The sequence below is a fragment of the Paenibacillus sp. FSL H7-0331 genome, from assembly GCF_001956045.1.
The window spans coordinates 20,366-35,309 of record NZ_MRTH01000036.1; the positions used below are offsets into that span (position 1 = coordinate 20,366).

General features: G+C 45.2%; 11 protein-coding genes and 1 riboswitch. Of the genes, 2 read left to right on the forward strand and 9 right to left on the reverse strand.

The genetic code is table 11. The annotated features are described in order from the left end of the window. Positions 1 to 89: 89 nt before the first annotated feature. The 3 genes from BK127_RS32960 to metA all read right to left on the reverse strand — a co-directional run bounded on the left by BK127_RS32960 (position 90) and on the right by metA (position 3,809). Entirely contained in the window at positions 90 to 1,463 is a 1,374-nt protein-coding gene (locus BK127_RS32960; protein ID WP_076236342.1) for an EAL domain-containing protein, read from the reverse strand. Between the two features lie 232 nt (positions 1,464 to 1,695). Further along, positions 1,696 to 2,886, reverse strand: coding sequence for an aminotransferase class I/II-fold pyridoxal phosphate-dependent enzyme (locus BK127_RS32965; protein ID WP_076236343.1), 1,191 nt, complete (start codon positions 2,884 to 2,886; stop codon positions 1,696 to 1,698). Beyond that, positions 2,883 to 3,809: a homoserine O-acetyltransferase MetA gene (metA, locus tag BK127_RS32970; protein ID WP_076236344.1), complete on the reverse strand. Its 927-nt coding sequence runs from the start codon at positions 3,807 to 3,809 to the stop codon at positions 2,883 to 2,885. The genes BK127_RS32965 and metA overlap by 4 nt, the downstream gene beginning before the upstream one ends. A gap of 107 nt (positions 3,810 to 3,916) precedes the next feature. Beyond that, positions 3,917 to 4,057: riboswitch (SAM riboswitch) on the reverse strand. A 497-nt stretch (positions 4,058 to 4,554) separates the two neighbouring features. On the opposite strand from metA, the gene corA reads away from it, so the two are divergent. Then, positions 4,555 to 5,490, forward strand: coding sequence for a magnesium/cobalt transporter CorA (gene corA / locus BK127_RS32975; RefSeq protein WP_076236345.1), 936 nt, complete (start codon positions 4,555 to 4,557; stop codon positions 5,488 to 5,490). A gap of 173 nt (positions 5,491 to 5,663) precedes the next feature. After that, positions 5,664 to 6,095: a universal stress protein gene (locus tag BK127_RS32980; RefSeq protein WP_076236346.1), complete on the forward strand. Its 432-nt coding sequence runs from the start codon at positions 5,664 to 5,666 to the stop codon at positions 6,093 to 6,095. 110 nt (positions 6,096 to 6,205) lie between these two features. Here BK127_RS32980 and BK127_RS32985 read toward each other — a convergent pair whose 3' ends face one another. The 6 genes from BK127_RS32985 to BK127_RS33010 all read right to left on the reverse strand — a co-directional run bounded on the left by BK127_RS32985 (position 6,206) and on the right by BK127_RS33010 (position 14,848). Continuing rightward, positions 6,206 to 7,219, reverse strand: coding sequence for an HRDC domain-containing protein (locus tag BK127_RS32985; RefSeq protein ID WP_076236347.1), 1,014 nt, complete (start codon positions 7,217 to 7,219; stop codon positions 6,206 to 6,208). A gap of 172 nt (positions 7,220 to 7,391) precedes the next feature. Next, positions 7,392 to 8,585 (reverse strand): oligogalacturonate lyase family protein, encoded by a 1,194-nt coding sequence (locus BK127_RS32990; RefSeq protein WP_218639062.1) that lies wholly within the window; start codon positions 8,583 to 8,585, stop codon positions 7,392 to 7,394. A 14-nt stretch (positions 8,586 to 8,599) separates the two neighbouring features. Then, positions 8,600 to 10,171, reverse strand: coding sequence for an extracellular solute-binding protein (locus BK127_RS32995; protein ID WP_076236348.1), 1,572 nt, complete (start codon positions 10,169 to 10,171; stop codon positions 8,600 to 8,602). Between the two features lie 70 nt (positions 10,172 to 10,241). Beyond that, positions 10,242 to 11,117 carry a carbohydrate ABC transporter permease gene (locus tag BK127_RS33000; RefSeq protein WP_076236349.1) on the reverse strand — a complete coding sequence of 292 codons (876 nt, stop codon included), beginning with the start codon at positions 11,115 to 11,117 and terminating at the stop codon, positions 10,242 to 10,244. Between the two features lie 211 nt (positions 11,118 to 11,328). After that, positions 11,329 to 12,300: an ABC transporter permease gene (locus BK127_RS33005; RefSeq protein WP_076236350.1), complete on the reverse strand. Its 972-nt coding sequence runs from the start codon at positions 12,298 to 12,300 to the stop codon at positions 11,329 to 11,331. Between the two features lie 244 nt (positions 12,301 to 12,544). After that, positions 12,545 to 14,848: a helix-turn-helix domain-containing protein gene (locus BK127_RS33010; protein WP_076236351.1), complete on the reverse strand. Its 2,304-nt coding sequence runs from the start codon at positions 14,846 to 14,848 to the stop codon at positions 12,545 to 12,547. Positions 14,849 to 14,944 lie beyond the last annotated feature (96 nt).

Genomic DNA, 14,944 nt, shown 5'->3' on the forward strand with positions numbered 1-14,944 from the left:
CGTATCACAATAAAAAAGCCCCGTCATTAAAAAAGAGCCTGTGAACGAGCAAGCAGTGCTTACCATTCACAAACTTTTCATAGTCATGGTTATGCGATTACGCTGCATATTTGGCGGTTTTGCTGGATTTTTTCCGTAATAGAACGGCATTGCAGCATACGCTCCTGATAAGCAACGATCGGTTCAGGTCTTGCAAAATAAAACCCTTGTCCCATATGTACATGCATTTCATATAAAATATCCGCTTCTCCTTGACTTTCTATACCTTCGGCAATAACCTGACAGTTTATATTCTCTGCAAATAACAGCAGCGCACGAAGCAGATACTGCTTCACCACGAGTTGATCTATATTTTGAATAACGGATTTATCGATCTTGATGATATCGGGTATAAGCTCGGATATAGATTGCAAGCTGGAGTAACCAGCACCCGCATCATCTACAGCGAATCGGAAGCCATGCGAGCGGTAGTTCGCCATCAAAGCGCCCATGTAAGCAAAATCACGAATTGAATGCCGCTCCGTAATCTCCAATATAATCTGCGAAGCCGATATATTATCGTAAGCCGACAAAACCATTAGAAGTTGATTCAAAAATAAAGGATGACATAACGTCACAGGAGTTACATTAATGAATACTTGTTCACGGATGCCACGTTTACTTATTTCCTCGAACGCTTTTTTCATTACAATAAATTCCATTTTGGACAATAAGTCAGCTTGATAGGCAAAATCAAAAAGCTCTGTAGGTGTATGAAAAACCGAATTCAATGGGCCGCGCGTCAATATCTCCCATCCAAAAATTTCACCGCTGTTTAAACTCATTATCGGTTGAGCCAGAACAGTGATTTTTTCCAGATCAATAATATCAAGCAGCTCTTGTCTGGACTTGGAAAAGTGTGAAGGCAGTTTTTTTGTCGCAATCGCTAATGCATAATGATAAGAACTGCGAATAGCGGCTTCCGTATTTTCAATATCCATTCCTATGGTATGGCATCCGGTTTGAAAGGAATAGATCGTATCCTCATTAGGTCTCATCGGAATACGCAGGCTTTGCTCCAGCTCCTGCCGCATTAAAAGTGCTTTGCGCTGCAAATCGTCAAAGCTAAAGCCAGGATACTCCTTAATAAACATGCAGATATCATCGCTTGCGAACTGTTTAATGCCTAGAAGGTTCGAGCTTTTGAAGTAACGGGGTAGTATTTCGAGCAGCTTTTCACGTACAAGCTTCTGCAGATTTTGAATATAGGGGTATGGATGAGTGGCAAATAAGTGGTGAAACTCCTCCATATAAAATAAAATCATACCGATGGGCTGACCTTTTCGGCGGTACTGCTTAATCATCGATACAATGGGATCACGGATAGTAAAGTCTGGGGGGAAGTATTTCAAAGACTCGTTGGATAAAGGAAGAAGGTACAGGTATTTCAATCTTTCTTTCCACTTCTGTAAGGCAGACTGCATTGTTCTCCCCCTCTGACTAAGGTTGAAATCATTTCAATTATCTAGTTTTGATCATATCATGAATGAACACAGAGTGAATACAAAAAAGCAAAAAAATGAAAACGTTTCTTTGCAAATATTAAAAAAATAGCCAATGAATGTCAACTACCATTCCATCAGCTACATGAATTGTCATTATTCGACAAAGAATAACAACTTCTTTATTATCGGCTGCTGCTTAACTTCTCTGCTATCAAGCCCCTTCGATTTCTGCTTGGGCCAAATCAATCGCTCTGGATAAATCCGCAATTAGATCCTCAACATGCTCTATACCTACAGAATAACGCAGTAAACGGTCGTCCAACCCGATTCTTTCACGGATTTCTACCGGAATATCAGCATGCGTCTGTACAGCAGGGTAGGTCATCAACGACTCCACGCCACCGAGGCTTTCGGCAAAAGCAATCAGCTTGATATGGCGAAGAATCGGTTCGACGTATCTGGCATCCTTTAGCTTAAAGGAGAAAATTCCAGCGTTACCTGAGGACTGCTTCTTCTGTATTTCATGTCCCGGATGGCTGGTGAGTGCCGGATAATATACAGAGTCTACACAAGGATGCGTCAATAGAAACTCAGCGATCCGTGTTGCATTATATTGATGGCGCTCCATACGAAGAGCCAATGTTTTCATACCTCTCATCAGTAACCAGCTGTCCTGCGGACCTAATACAGCTCCTATTGAATTATGTAAGAACGCCATTTGTTCGGATAATTGTTGGCCTTTGGTTACGATCAGACCCGCCAGCACATCGTTATGTCCACCCAGGTATTTGGTCGCACTGTGAATAATAATATCCGCCCCAAGCTCAATCGGACGCTGGAAGAACGGGGTTAATAGCGTATTATCAACGATTGTCAGTACATTTTTCTTCTTCGCCCAGCTACATACGAGCTCAAGATCCGTAATCATCATTAAAGGATTGGTTGGTGTTTCAATTACAATTGCCTTCGTATTCTCGGTAAAGTGCGACTCCAATGCATCCAGATCATTGGTATCTACATAAGAGGCAGTTACACCAAACCGTGACATAATTTTTTCCAGCAACCGATACGTACCACCGTACAGATCCAGGGATACGATCAGATGATCACCTTGACTGAATAGAGCAAATATCGTTTGCAGGGCCGCCATACCGGAGCTGCAGGCAAAACCCGCGTCTCCGGATTCCAGCTCGGCAATCGCATCCTCAAGTACTTTGCGTGTCGGGTTTTTGGTTCGGGAGTAATCGAACCCCGTGCTTTGTCCCAGCTTCGGATGACGAAACGCCGTAGCTTGGTATACCGGGAAGCTGACAGCTCCCGTTACCGGCTCCTCCTGTGAACCGATTTGTGCTAATCTGCTTTCTATTTTCAATAGCTTATCTTGATCTTGCCCGTTGCTCATATACTATACTCCCCTTTATACAAATCGTATGGTGTCTCTTGATATACATAATAGTTCAACCAGTTGGAAAATAACAAATTGGCATGTGCCCTCCACGAAACGAGCGGTTCCTTGGTCGGATCATCATTGGGATAGTAGTTTTTAGGAACAGCCACTTCCATGCCTTTATTAATATCACGGTCATATTCATACTTCAGCGTACACGCATCATATTCGGAATGTCCCGTGACGAAGATATGCTTACCGTCCTGCGTAGCCGCGATGTACACGCCTGCCTCCGGTGATTCGGACAAAATCTCCAAGGCTGCAATCTTCTCGATATCCTCTCTGCGAACCTCCGTATGACGGGATTGAGGCACCCAGAACAGCTCATCGAAGCCGCGCAGCAGCTTTACATTTTGCTTGCTCGTTACGTGTGGGAATACCCCGAACATTTTGCTGTCCAATGGATATTTGGGAACTCCAAAATGATGGTACAAGCCTGCCTGAGCGGCCCAACAAATATGCAAGGTCGAAGTCACATTTTCCGTGCTCCAATCCATAATTTGCTTCAGCTCTTCCCAATAATTCACATCTTCAAATTCCAACTGCTCGACAGGCGCTCCGGTAATGATCAAGCCGTCAAATCTTTCTTTGCGAACATCGTTAAAGGTTTTGTAAAATTGCTCCAGATGCTCAGCGGATGTATTCTTCGAGGTATGCGAACCCGGGTGCAGCAGTACAAATTCCAATTGTACCGGTGTGTTGCCGATCAGACGCAAAATTTGGGTCTCGGTTGTTTCCTTCGTCGGCATCAAGTTCAAAATAGCGATACGCAGAGGACGAATATCCTGATGAAAGGCTTCGGTCTCGCTCATCACAAATATATTTTCGTTCAATAAAATTTCTTTGGCTGGCAAGTGATCAGGGATTTTAATAGGCATGGTAATTCACTCCTTCTTGGGTAAGTAATCGTTTTTTTACGCAAAAGGACGCTAAAAAGACCTTTTCGCGCGAACGAGAAAGGCCTTGTTATCAATAACAATGTCCTCTCTCATCTCTCAGAAGCTATGTTCGCTTCCGCAAGAATTAGCACCGTGCATTCCACTGTCATACGCTTACGCGATATGCCAACGGTTTGTCGGTTGCCGGGTGTCATCGGGCTAGTCCCTCCACCTGCTCTTGATAAGAAAAGTAATTTTATATTTTTCTTTATATTATTTACTACAACCTCATTAAAGTCAAGAGCGCCGTATAAATTTCATTTTCACATTTCATGTAATTGGATAGAAGGAGCACCTCCGCCAGCATTTTGCATACTGTATCAAGGGCTCAAAAAAACATATTAATTTTATCGTTTCCACCTTGCTGTGCAAGGCATGTAGGTTTATACTAGACAAGTATTCGACACCAATAGCAAAGGGGTGCAACCAACGAATGGACGGAGACCCGACGAGTAGTATCTACGTTCACAACCAACCGAATAGATCGTTAGGAATGCAGTTGGCTTACGCCGCTGATTCTCATGCGCCCAGCAATACTTTGCCAATACAAGCGTATTTGACGTGGACCTAAATCCACTCTATATAAAACCTTGTCTGCCCGGTATAAAGCTGTCCGCATGATGTTAGCGTCGTTTCTTCCGCCTGTATTTCCTCTCAAGTAAATCATGTGAAGAGGTGAATCAGAATGAAAACACGCTTGGTGCAGGACGGCATTTTCACTTTGGTGGAGGATATTACGACAGCCATGGAAGCGCCGGAACACGGGTTCTACTGGATCGACGCAGATGTCGAGGATTTGGAAATTTTACAACCGCTGTATCACCTTCATGAGCTGGCCGTCGAGGACTGCTTGACGGAAGAGGAACAGCGCCCCAAAATTGAGCTGTACGACTCCAATTATTTTATCGTGGTCAACAGCATTCGTTTTGATGATGAAGAAATTTTCCTGCGGGCTTTGAATATTTTTCTTGGCAAGCATTATATTATAACGGTAACCCGTCAAAAGATTAATGAGCTGCGCGCCCTGAAGCCTGTACTATGGGAAGAAGAGGTTGCCTCTGCGGACACTTTTTTATATCACTTAATAGATCTGGTTGTCGATAATTATACCAATGTAGGCGATCGTATCGAAGCGAAGATCGAGAAGCTTGAAGAAGATATCTTGATGCATACAAAGAAATCCCATTTGAATGAGATTATTGGTCTGCGAAGCGAAATCCTGTGGTTGAAAAAGGTGCTCGGCCCACAGCGTGATGTGATCTCAACCCTGAATAAAAAAGAACTGAAGCTGATCAGCGATCCGCTCAAAAAATACTTTGGCGATATTTACGAAAATGCCGTCAAAATTTCTGAAACGTTCGACACCTTTCGCGATCTAATGGGCAACTTACGTGAGGCTTATCAGTCAAGTCTTTCTAACCGAGCAAATGAAATTATGCGTATATTTACTGCGCTGACGACCATATTTATGCCATTGACGTTTATTACCGGTATTTACGGAATGAATTTCGAGTATGTCCCAGGTCTTCACTGGGAATATGGCGGGATTGCAGCCGTTATTTTCATGTTTATCGTAGGTATGTCCATGTTCGTTTTGTTTCGCAAAAAGGAATGGCTGTGAGTTGAATCGACTTGCTGTTCTCAAATTGACTCCTGTGCCTGGAACCTTCATTCCAGTGCACAGGAGTTTCTCATACATATAAGTAACCGTTTTGGATGATTTGGATTGCACTCGCTTCACATCCTGATTTTAAGGGTAATAGGTGGGTATACTACTAACAGAGGTGAGCTTCTATGTTCAATAAAATTATCGTGGCATATGACGGTTCGGAAACGGCAAAAATTGCATTAAATAAAGCAATCGAGATGAAACGAGTATTTGCGGATTCAGAATTGGAGGTTGTTCACGTATTCCAAGTCTCCAATCTGGTGCTGAATGATGCCGTCATTACCGGTCCTGCCGTTGTCCAAACAGAATTGTATCAAGCAGCAAATGAACTCGTAGATGAAGCAAAGCTGCTGATCTCGAATCTGGACAAGACCTCCGCTACTTTATTGGATGGAGGGGCACCGGCAAGAGTCATTCTGGATTACGCGGAAGCTAATCATGCTGACCTTATTATTGTTGGCAGCCGAGGGTTTGGCACCTTTAAAGAAATCCTACTCGGTAGTGTCAGCTCGGAAATTCTCCATCACGCGAAAATACCGGTGCTGGTTGTTAAGTAAGCGGGCTCCGATATCGAATAGGTACAAGCTTAAGAAACCAGAGGCCATCTCCATGGAGAAGACCTCTTTTTGCATGTCAAGTAGAGTTCTGGTTAGTCACACTGTAAGCCTTAACCAGCCTCAATCGCTTGCTCCGCATGTACGCGGCGAAATTTCATACGAAGCACTCTTAGCCACTCATACATCCGGTCTAATTCCTTGCCTTGCAGCGCCTCCGGTACATATACCGCTTGCAGAATAGGCTTCAAATAACGATCGCCTTTTTGTTCAAAAGCGGTCCATGCCAGTGATTGCTCTTCAGCAGGCACATCATGAAGAATAGCCTCAATATAAGGCTCCATATCATAACCCTCCTTGTCCAGCTCCTCAATCCACAGCAGCAAATCGCGTCGCTCGAGCTGGGTCTGCTCCCTTAATGCATCCAAACCATCACCTCGGGTAATCGCTTCCAATAGCTTGCTGCGGATCTCCTGCTTATTCTCCTGCAGCTTGCGCTTGCGTCCCTTCTCCTGCTCCAGCCAACCGTTGAATTCGGCAGGATTCACTTGCTCTTCAACCCAATCTAGCGGGAATGGTGTTGACCGCTCTTGATCCTGGATTATACTGAGCAGCTCGGTCCCATAGGCATTCGATTTATTAACGCCCATACCCGGCAGCTGCTTAAGCTCTTCCATTGTGCGCGGCAAATAGACACTGACCATTCGCAGCAGCCTGTTCGTTGCAACCAGAAATGGCGCCTTGCTTTCTCTGCTGGCTTGCTTGAGCCGCCACTGCCGCAGCTTTTCATACAGCTCCTCATTGGCGTGAATTTCGCTATAATAGGCGAGCAATTGAATTCGTGCTGTCTTGCGGTCAAGCGCTGTAATTTCCGGCAGCATCGCTACTTCCAGCAACGGCTGAAAACCGTCACACTGCTTGGTGAAAATATTGTGACGAAATGCTGCCAGCATATCTTCCCAGCTGTGCCCTTCAAACCATGATTCCTGTACCTGACGACCATCAGGTTTCGTTTCCTGCCAGCCTACGTACCAGCTCCCCTGACTCTCACCTATCGATACCTGTGCACTTACGCTACGATCCTCCGAAACCCGCTTCTCCAAGCTGTTTAAAAATAATAAGTTCATTTGACAGCCCTCCTATACAAGTTATTTCAAACGCAAAAAAAGCACCCTCCTACATGAGATGTAAGAGAGGTGCTTCCCCTGGCGAATTGAAATTATTACCATACTATCATAAATTGTCCTGCTGTACAACTGCGGTATCACCACAATCATTTGTCAGACAGTCTTTTGACGTCTAGTCTAACTTATGCTCAGGCAGCGTCTCAAATTCAGGAACATCAACCATGTACAGATTGCCATAGCCTGACATATCGCTCGTGAAGAGCACATGCTGCCCATCTGGGCTTAATCTCGGATGCACATGCAGACTCTGTGTATGAAAGCTGCCACGATGCTTGCAAAGAATACGGGGTCCCTGAAAGCCGGAACCATCATGCTTCCATAGCTGCAGCGTATCCTGAAGCTGCTGCCCATGATAAGCATTTGTTTGTTGTCCATCCCCAACGACGAGGTTCAAGTCATTCGAATGGACATGCATATTTTGAAATGGAAAGCTGTATTCCTCAACATGACTATTATCATAGTGGACCGAACCGATAATTTTGCCGTTATGATCCGTCAGCGATCCGGTATAGCCATGATATCCGATATGGATACCATCTTTCATCCAATACTCATGGCCCACATATTCATTAGGCTTTGTGTCCCTTACCTTCCAATGACGACCGGAGTTCATATCGAACACCCAGATGCGATGATCAATCATATCCCATGGACCTTCATGGCAAAAGGTAAGCAGGTTCGGCTGTGTGGGCGAGGTATTGATATGACCTAACCACAGCTGATCCTCATACAGCTTCTGGACTACTCCACTTGCAGTCGAAACCTCCATAATCATACAATGCGGCCTCGCACTGAAGTACGCTTCGAACCCTGTATAACCGTTGGACATATCCATATGGATACGGCCTGACAAATCCTCGTTGAGACCAAAACACAGCTTATTGCCATCGGAGGTACAGCTCATACTGCCAAACGTATATCCATCCGGAACCGTGTACAGCGTACGCTCCTCCAGCGTTTGCAAATCAATGGCTACAATCGTCCGGTTATAATAATAATAAGCCTCAGAACGAGCCGGATTGAGAAACGTCCCCTGAATCCGTGAAGCCAAACCACGCTGCAGATCGGTCAATTGGGTCATTTCGCCAGTGTGCAGATCCATACTGAACAGATTTGTGACGTTCCCGCGGTCCGATCCAAAGAGCAGCTTGCCTTCCCCGTAAAAACCGTTATTCGTAAAATAAATATGAAAGCTGTGAGAACGATAATCTGTCAATTGGGTCACGGTTACCCCGGTTAACTGGTCTTGAAAACTGCGCCGTTCCGAAGGCCATATTGTTCCTTTAGCTCCACTGGTGAGAATCAATCGGATCTCCCCCTTTATTTTTTAATTACGGTATAAGCTTCATTCATTTCCTTCGTGTAATCGTCACCGCCGCTTTTTTTCCACAGCTCCATATCGGCTTTAAAGCCAGCTTCATCGACCTTGCCGACAATATACTTGATACGAGCGTCCTCTACAATCTGGTCCAGCTGAGCTCCCTTCTGGGTGAAGGTGGCCGAAGTCAGCGGTTCTCCAGGGTTGGACACAATGATTTTCTCATTTTCTTTCATCACATTGTTTGCCTTAATGCGAAGCGGTGTAGCTGGTGGAAACAAATCAGGCATAATATAAGGAATTTGCAAGGAAATTTGATTCAAGTTTTTGTTATTAATATCGGGAGCCATATTGTCATTAATCGTTAAGAGTGGAGCGAGCTTGCCGTTGTCCATTTTGTAATGCGTGCCTTCAATACCGTAACCGAGCAGAGCCTGCATCTCCTTGTCGTTCGACTTATCAAAGAACTGCAGAACCTTCTTCAGCTCAGCCTCTGTCTTGACAGCAGATTTGGATATGAGGAATACTCCTGCGTAACCGGTCGTCGGTTGATTGTGAAGCCCTGTCGGACCGCTCACAGCGCCAATGACATCTATCGCTCCCTTGGGATCAACCGTCTTCAGCTTCTCGTCGATTTGATAGGATCGGTCCGCCACATCAACAGCAACTCCGGCTTTTCCATTCACTATCGGATCATTCCACTTGGCAGAATCATATACGGCAAAATCCTGATTGATCAGCTTTTCATCATACAGTTTTTTGTAAAATTTAAGTGCATCCATGTACTCGGTAGTCAGATGGGCAGGAACCAGCTTACCGTCCTTCACACCCCACTTATTAGGCGCCCCAAACCAGGTCTGCATAATATCCCATGGACCAGAATATTTGGTCACTACCATGCCGTAGGTGTCATCCTTGCCATTTTTGTCCGGGTCCTTGGTAGTAAAAGCCTTCAGCATATTGTAAAAGTCATCAATCGTCTTGGGTTCGGCCATTCCCAGATTATCCAGCCAGTCCTTACGGTAAGATATACCCATGCGCCCAATAGGACGGGTCGTATACAGACCATAATACTTGCCATTTACCGAGGTGTTGTTCAAAATCGTCGGGTTGGCCTTGCTCAGATTCGGATAATCCTTCAGATACGGACCCACTTCCCAGAAGGCGCCACCTTTAATTGCATTAGCAACCGAGGGCAGCTTCACATTCACCACAAAGATAGCGGCAGGCATGGAGCCGGATGCCAACGTAATGTTCATCTTATCCAGGTAGGAGGCATCAGGTACAAACTGCAGATCCAGCTTGGTGTTCGTATATTCCTCTACCTGCTTCCACACTTTGCTTTCCGCAGAAGCATTATCATTCGAATAGCTTTTCAGCATGATGCTGAGCTTGAATGGCGGCTCTGCTGTCTTGGGGGCGTCACCCGGCTTGGCAGTTGATGCCGCTGGGGTAGCAGGAGCACTGGCCGGAGGTGCGGCGGGAGAGCTGCTGCAGCCTGCGATAACACTTACGGTTACAGCCATACTGGTCAAAGCAAACAATGAACGTTTTGGTTGTTGAACCCATTTCATACGATATTTCCTCCCTTTTGGATCGAACTGGAATTACATGCTGAGCTATGAGGATCATCTACCCGAAGCTCTACCCTTTGACAGCGCCCAACAGGACACCCTTGGCAAAATGCTTCTGAATAAACGGATAAACCAGTAAAATAGGTAACGTACCGACAACGACGACGGCCATCTTGATCGATTGATCAGGTGGCTTCACATAAGTCAGATCCATAGTCGACATATCAAGTGAGCCTGAAGCCAGCAAAATCATCTGTCGGAGCAGAACCTGCATCGGCCACATCTTCGAATCACTTAAGTACAGCAGCGCATTGAAAAAATCGTTCCAGTGACTCACTGCATAAAACAGGCCAAACGTAGCAATAACCGGCTTCGATAAAGGCAGCACAACCCGCCATAACACACCTAAATCGTTGCAGCCGTCCATCCGTGCGGATTCGATCAGCTCATTCGGGATTTCCTGAAAAAAAGACTTGATGACGATCAGATTAAATGCGTTGATCGCTACAGGAAGCATCACGGCCCAGTAGGAGTTGAGCAGCCCCATGTTTTTTACGACCAAATAAGTCGGAATCATCCCGCCGCTGAATACCATCGAGAAAATAATCATATTCATCATCACATTTCGACCCAGCATGTTCCTGCGCGATAAACCGTAGGCGAAGGTAAAGGTGAAGAACAAATTAACGAGAGTACCCGCTACCGTAATAAATACGGATACCAATAAACTGCGCGGCAAGGTATGATCCTTGAACACGTACTCATAAGCATTAAACGTGATGTTCTGCGGAATCAGAAAAAACGACCGACTGCCGATTTCGATTTCCGATGCAAATGAGCCTGCCACAATATACATAATGGGCAGCATCATGCAGAGCGCCACCAATGCCAGAAACGAATAGTTGGCGATATCGAACCATTTGCCGCCCAAGCTGCTATGCCGCATAGTTGCAACCTCCTTAGCGTTTTCTTAGAAAACTACTCCATTAAAAGTTTGGTGAATAAAGAGCGGAGTGGCCAAATGATCCTGGAGAAGCGTTAGCGTTCGCCTTTGTTTCCGGATTTTCGCCGCTAAATGTCTTATAAATTCATAAAATAGGGAAACAACAGCAATCGTAGGAACACTCTGGTCGTGCAGCGAACCTAATCATTACTCCTCAAAATATCCCTGAATGACCAGAACGCTTAGCCAAATAGTTGGACGTGAAGACCAAAATAATACCAATAATAGCTTTAAACAATCCAACCGCCGTACTGTAGCTGAACGCTCCCTGCGTTATCCCGAGCGTGTACACATAAGTATCGAATACCTCAGCCACAGGCCGATTCAGTGCGTTGCTCATCAGCAGCACCTGCTCAAAGCCCCGATCGAGGAAATTGCCCATACGTAGAATCAGCAGCACAATGATCGTCCCACGAATGGCTGGCAGCGTAATATGCCATACCTGACGAAAGCGATTAGCCCCATCCACAATAGCGGCTTCATACTGCTCCTGATCAACCCCCGCCAATGCCGCGAGAAAAATAATCGTTCCCCATCCGACTTCCTTCCACAGGTTCTGTGTAATAATGAGCGGTCGGAACCAGTTCTCACTGGTCAGAAAATCAATTCTGTACCCTGTAAGGCTGAACACCATTTCATTGACAGCACCACCCTCTGTCGTGAGCAGCAAATAGGAAATACTGGCCAAAATAACCATCGAAATAAAATGCGGTACATAAATAATCGTTTGAATGAACCTTTTATACAAAGAGATCCGAACCTCATTTAACAATAATGATAATAAAATGGGTGCCGGAAAAAAGAAAACAAGATCGTATAACCCCAGCAGCAGCGTATTCCTCACCAGCTTGAAAAAAATCGGGTCCTGAAAAAACTGCTGGAAATTAGCGAAGCCGACCCATTCACTATCAAAGAAACCAATGAAAGGCTGATAGTTTTTGAAGGCAAGCAGCACGCCCCACATCGGAACGTATTTGAAAATAAAAAAGTACAGTAGTCCCGGCACACAAAGCAGGAGCAAATATTTATCTCTGCTGAGCTTTGCCAACAGCGGACTTTTTGAAGGAACCTTCACCGCAGCTTGTCCTTGGGCTGCAAGCGAATCGGACCGGGTTGCTTTGGCCATGTGTTTACTCCTTTCAATCGCTATACCACTTAGCTTAGTCGCAGCATAATTTTCCAACAATCAGATTTTTTTGAAATAGCCTCAATGAAGGTCAGGACATTTTTTCCATTTTTAGATTTTTTAGTTCACTGGGAGTTGGACAGCTTCGAAGTCCTTGCACTTTTCTTATTTTTTAAGACTTTTTTGCAGAGATACGCCAAAAAACCGTCGAACAGACTCGGCTGTGACGGTTTTCTAGCTTGGATTATATGTATGTATTCCGACTCATCTCCCGATAATGGCTCGGTGTTATACCTTCCTGCTTTTTAAAAATTCGGTTAAAATAACTATGCTGATACCCGACCTGCACGGCAACATCGTTTATTTTCAGCTCTGTATCACGGAGCAGCTCTTTGGCCTTCCCTATTCGCAGCTCGGTCAAGTAATCAATGAAGTTTTTCCCATTTACCTGCTTGAATGATTTGCTGAGTGAGACGGCGTTCATCCCGGTATGCTCTGCACAGCTGTCCAATGAAATTTCATTCATATACTCATTTTGCAAATAGATCATTGCCGACTCAACAACCTTCTTGACCTGCACATCGGAACGAGCCTCCAGCTCCCTCACAAAAGGGTGTATGACCTTGGCATTAAACCAATTCAACATCTTCTGCGGCTCACGGATCTGGGTCAGTTGTTCATACAGATTGGCTGATTTATACACCCGGCTCGGGTCCATACCGGAGTGACGGATGGCATGCAGGATGCTGCCGAGAAGCTGAAGCATTCCCTGCTGAATATCAATTTCCTTGGCCCTTCGTTCCAACAGCTCCTCCAGAAACAGCACAATCGTGTGCTCAGCCTCCTGCTGCTGACCTGTACGAAGCATTTGTATAATTTCACGTTCCAGTACGAACGGGTAACGCAGCTCATTCATTTCTTCACTCATTTCAAGCGTCTCCAGATCCAGCATCTGATTTTCATTTTCAAAATTGCGATAGCTCAGGGCTTGCTTGGCTTCTTCATAACGAAATGGGATCTGGGCAATCAAGGGAGTCGTTTTCCCGATAGCTATGGAAACCTGCAGCTTTAAAATATGATTGATCGTATGCATCAATTCCTCGCTAAACGCCTGCAGCTTGTCTGTAAACGGCCGATCTGGAGGGACAATGAAAAGCACACCGATCGATAAATCGTGGAAGTTGATAGTACTGGCCTGTTCCAAACGATTCGCCGCCAGCTCTTCAATAATGTTCGCAGCAGCAAACGTAACCAGACCCTCGTCACCCAATGAAAACCTGCCCTCTAAATTTTCAAAGCCGGTCAATTGAATATGCATCACCAGAAATTGCTGATCATCCACGATCCAGTCAAAGTTCCTCATCCGCTTCTTCAAATCTTCTTCTGAATAGGCGTACAGAAAACCTTGCACCAATTGAAGCAGGAAGCCTTCCTTCACATGAGGCAGCTGCTGCTCCAGCTTATTTTGCAGGGTAATGCTTTCTCTGCTTAAATGCAACCATTCCTTTTCGATCATTTTAAATTCATCCGTCTGTTCGTTCGCACTGCCCACAAACAGCTTGTTGGCCGCAAGCAGGCGGATCAATCGATCAATCGGAGAATAAATTTTGCGGGATGCCAGCCACGACAGGATGAATGCCAGCAGCAGGGCGGTGCAGCTGACGGAGAGAATCAGCTTGGAAATGAATACAACCGGTTGCGTAATCGCATTAATCGGTGAAGCCGAGACATAGATCCAATCCGAGCCAACCCGCGAAAACGTGCCATAGGATACCGTATAGGTCGTGTTTTTCCAGTCGTACAGGAAGGAACCGGTTTTGGCTCCTCCCTTCATCACCTCGTTTCTCAGAACCTCATCAAAGCCGATTGAATTTGCTGTTCCTGCGCTGGATAGAAGCACATTTCCATCATTTTGCATAATGAAGGTTTCACCTACGTTGTACGGTGTTAGCGTTTTCAACAGGTTGGATGCTTTCTCTTTGTCCACACGAACCAGCAGGGCGCCAAAAGGTTCAAAATTTACACCTGGCAATTTATGAACTAACGTCAAATCGGTTGCATCCGCTTTACCCGGATCGGCTGGGAGGTCGGACCAAAAAACCAGTTTTCCTTGAGAAAGCATTTCGATATAACTATCCATGAACGTTCTGTTCTGTATCACATCATACTCGGGATAAAAGCGAATCGGCTGCACGCCATTGAGGAATAGCTCCACCTGCTTAGCCAGCGGACTTGAGCCCTGCATAACACCCAGTGTCTTCGTCACATCACGGGCAATTTCAAACTCCGTATAGAAATTAACATCCTTCAGGCTGCTATTAAATTTGGGATCAAATGCCCAGTGGGCAAGCGAATTTTCCAGATAGGAGAACTGGTCATCGACATTAGCGGCTCTTTGTAAGATTTGACTCTTATGCAGCTGCAGCATTTCATTCTCCAGACGGTCCCCACCCATCCAATAAATAATAAAGCCCACAATAACACCTGGAATACTAGAAATTAATAAAATCAATATGAGGCTGTTGCGAAAAAATCTCCCTTTTAACAAATCACCCTCACCTCTTTATGTAAGTCGTTGTACTATCATGACATAAATTGTATTTGTAACTCAAGAATTTTTTTATACAGAGGTGGTCATCCTAAA

What these genes read in the sequence shown, in the direction of transcription:
- BK127_RS32960 (WP_076236342.1), bottom strand. Translation starts at nt 1,463, where the DNA reads ATGCAGTCTGCCTTACAGAAGTGGAAAGAAAGATTGAAATACCTGTAC.
- BK127_RS32965 (WP_076236343.1), bottom strand. Translation starts at nt 2,886, where the DNA reads ATGAGCAACGGGCAAGATCAAGATAAGCTATTGAAAATAGAAAGCAGA.
- metA (WP_076236344.1), bottom strand. Translation starts at nt 3,809, where the DNA reads ATGCCTATTAAAATCCCTGATCACTTGCCAGCCAAAGAAATTTTATTG.
- corA (WP_076236345.1), top strand. Translation starts at nt 4,555, where the DNA reads ATGAAAACACGCTTGGTGCAGGACGGCATTTTCACTTTGGTGGAGGAT.
- BK127_RS32980 (WP_076236346.1), top strand. Translation starts at nt 5,664, where the DNA reads ATGTTCAATAAAATTATCGTGGCATATGACGGTTCGGAAACGGCAAAA.
- BK127_RS32985 (WP_076236347.1), bottom strand. Translation starts at nt 7,219, where the DNA reads ATGAACTTATTATTTTTAAACAGCTTGGAGAAGCGGGTTTCGGAGGAT.
- BK127_RS32995 (WP_076236348.1), bottom strand. Translation starts at nt 10,171, where the DNA reads ATGAAATGGGTTCAACAACCAAAACGTTCATTGTTTGCTTTGACCAGT.
- BK127_RS33000 (WP_076236349.1), bottom strand. Translation starts at nt 11,117, where the DNA reads ATGCGGCATAGCAGCTTGGGCGGCAAATGGTTCGATATCGCCAACTAT.
- BK127_RS33005 (WP_076236350.1), bottom strand. Translation starts at nt 12,300, where the DNA reads ATGGCCAAAGCAACCCGGTCCGATTCGCTTGCAGCCCAAGGACAAGCT.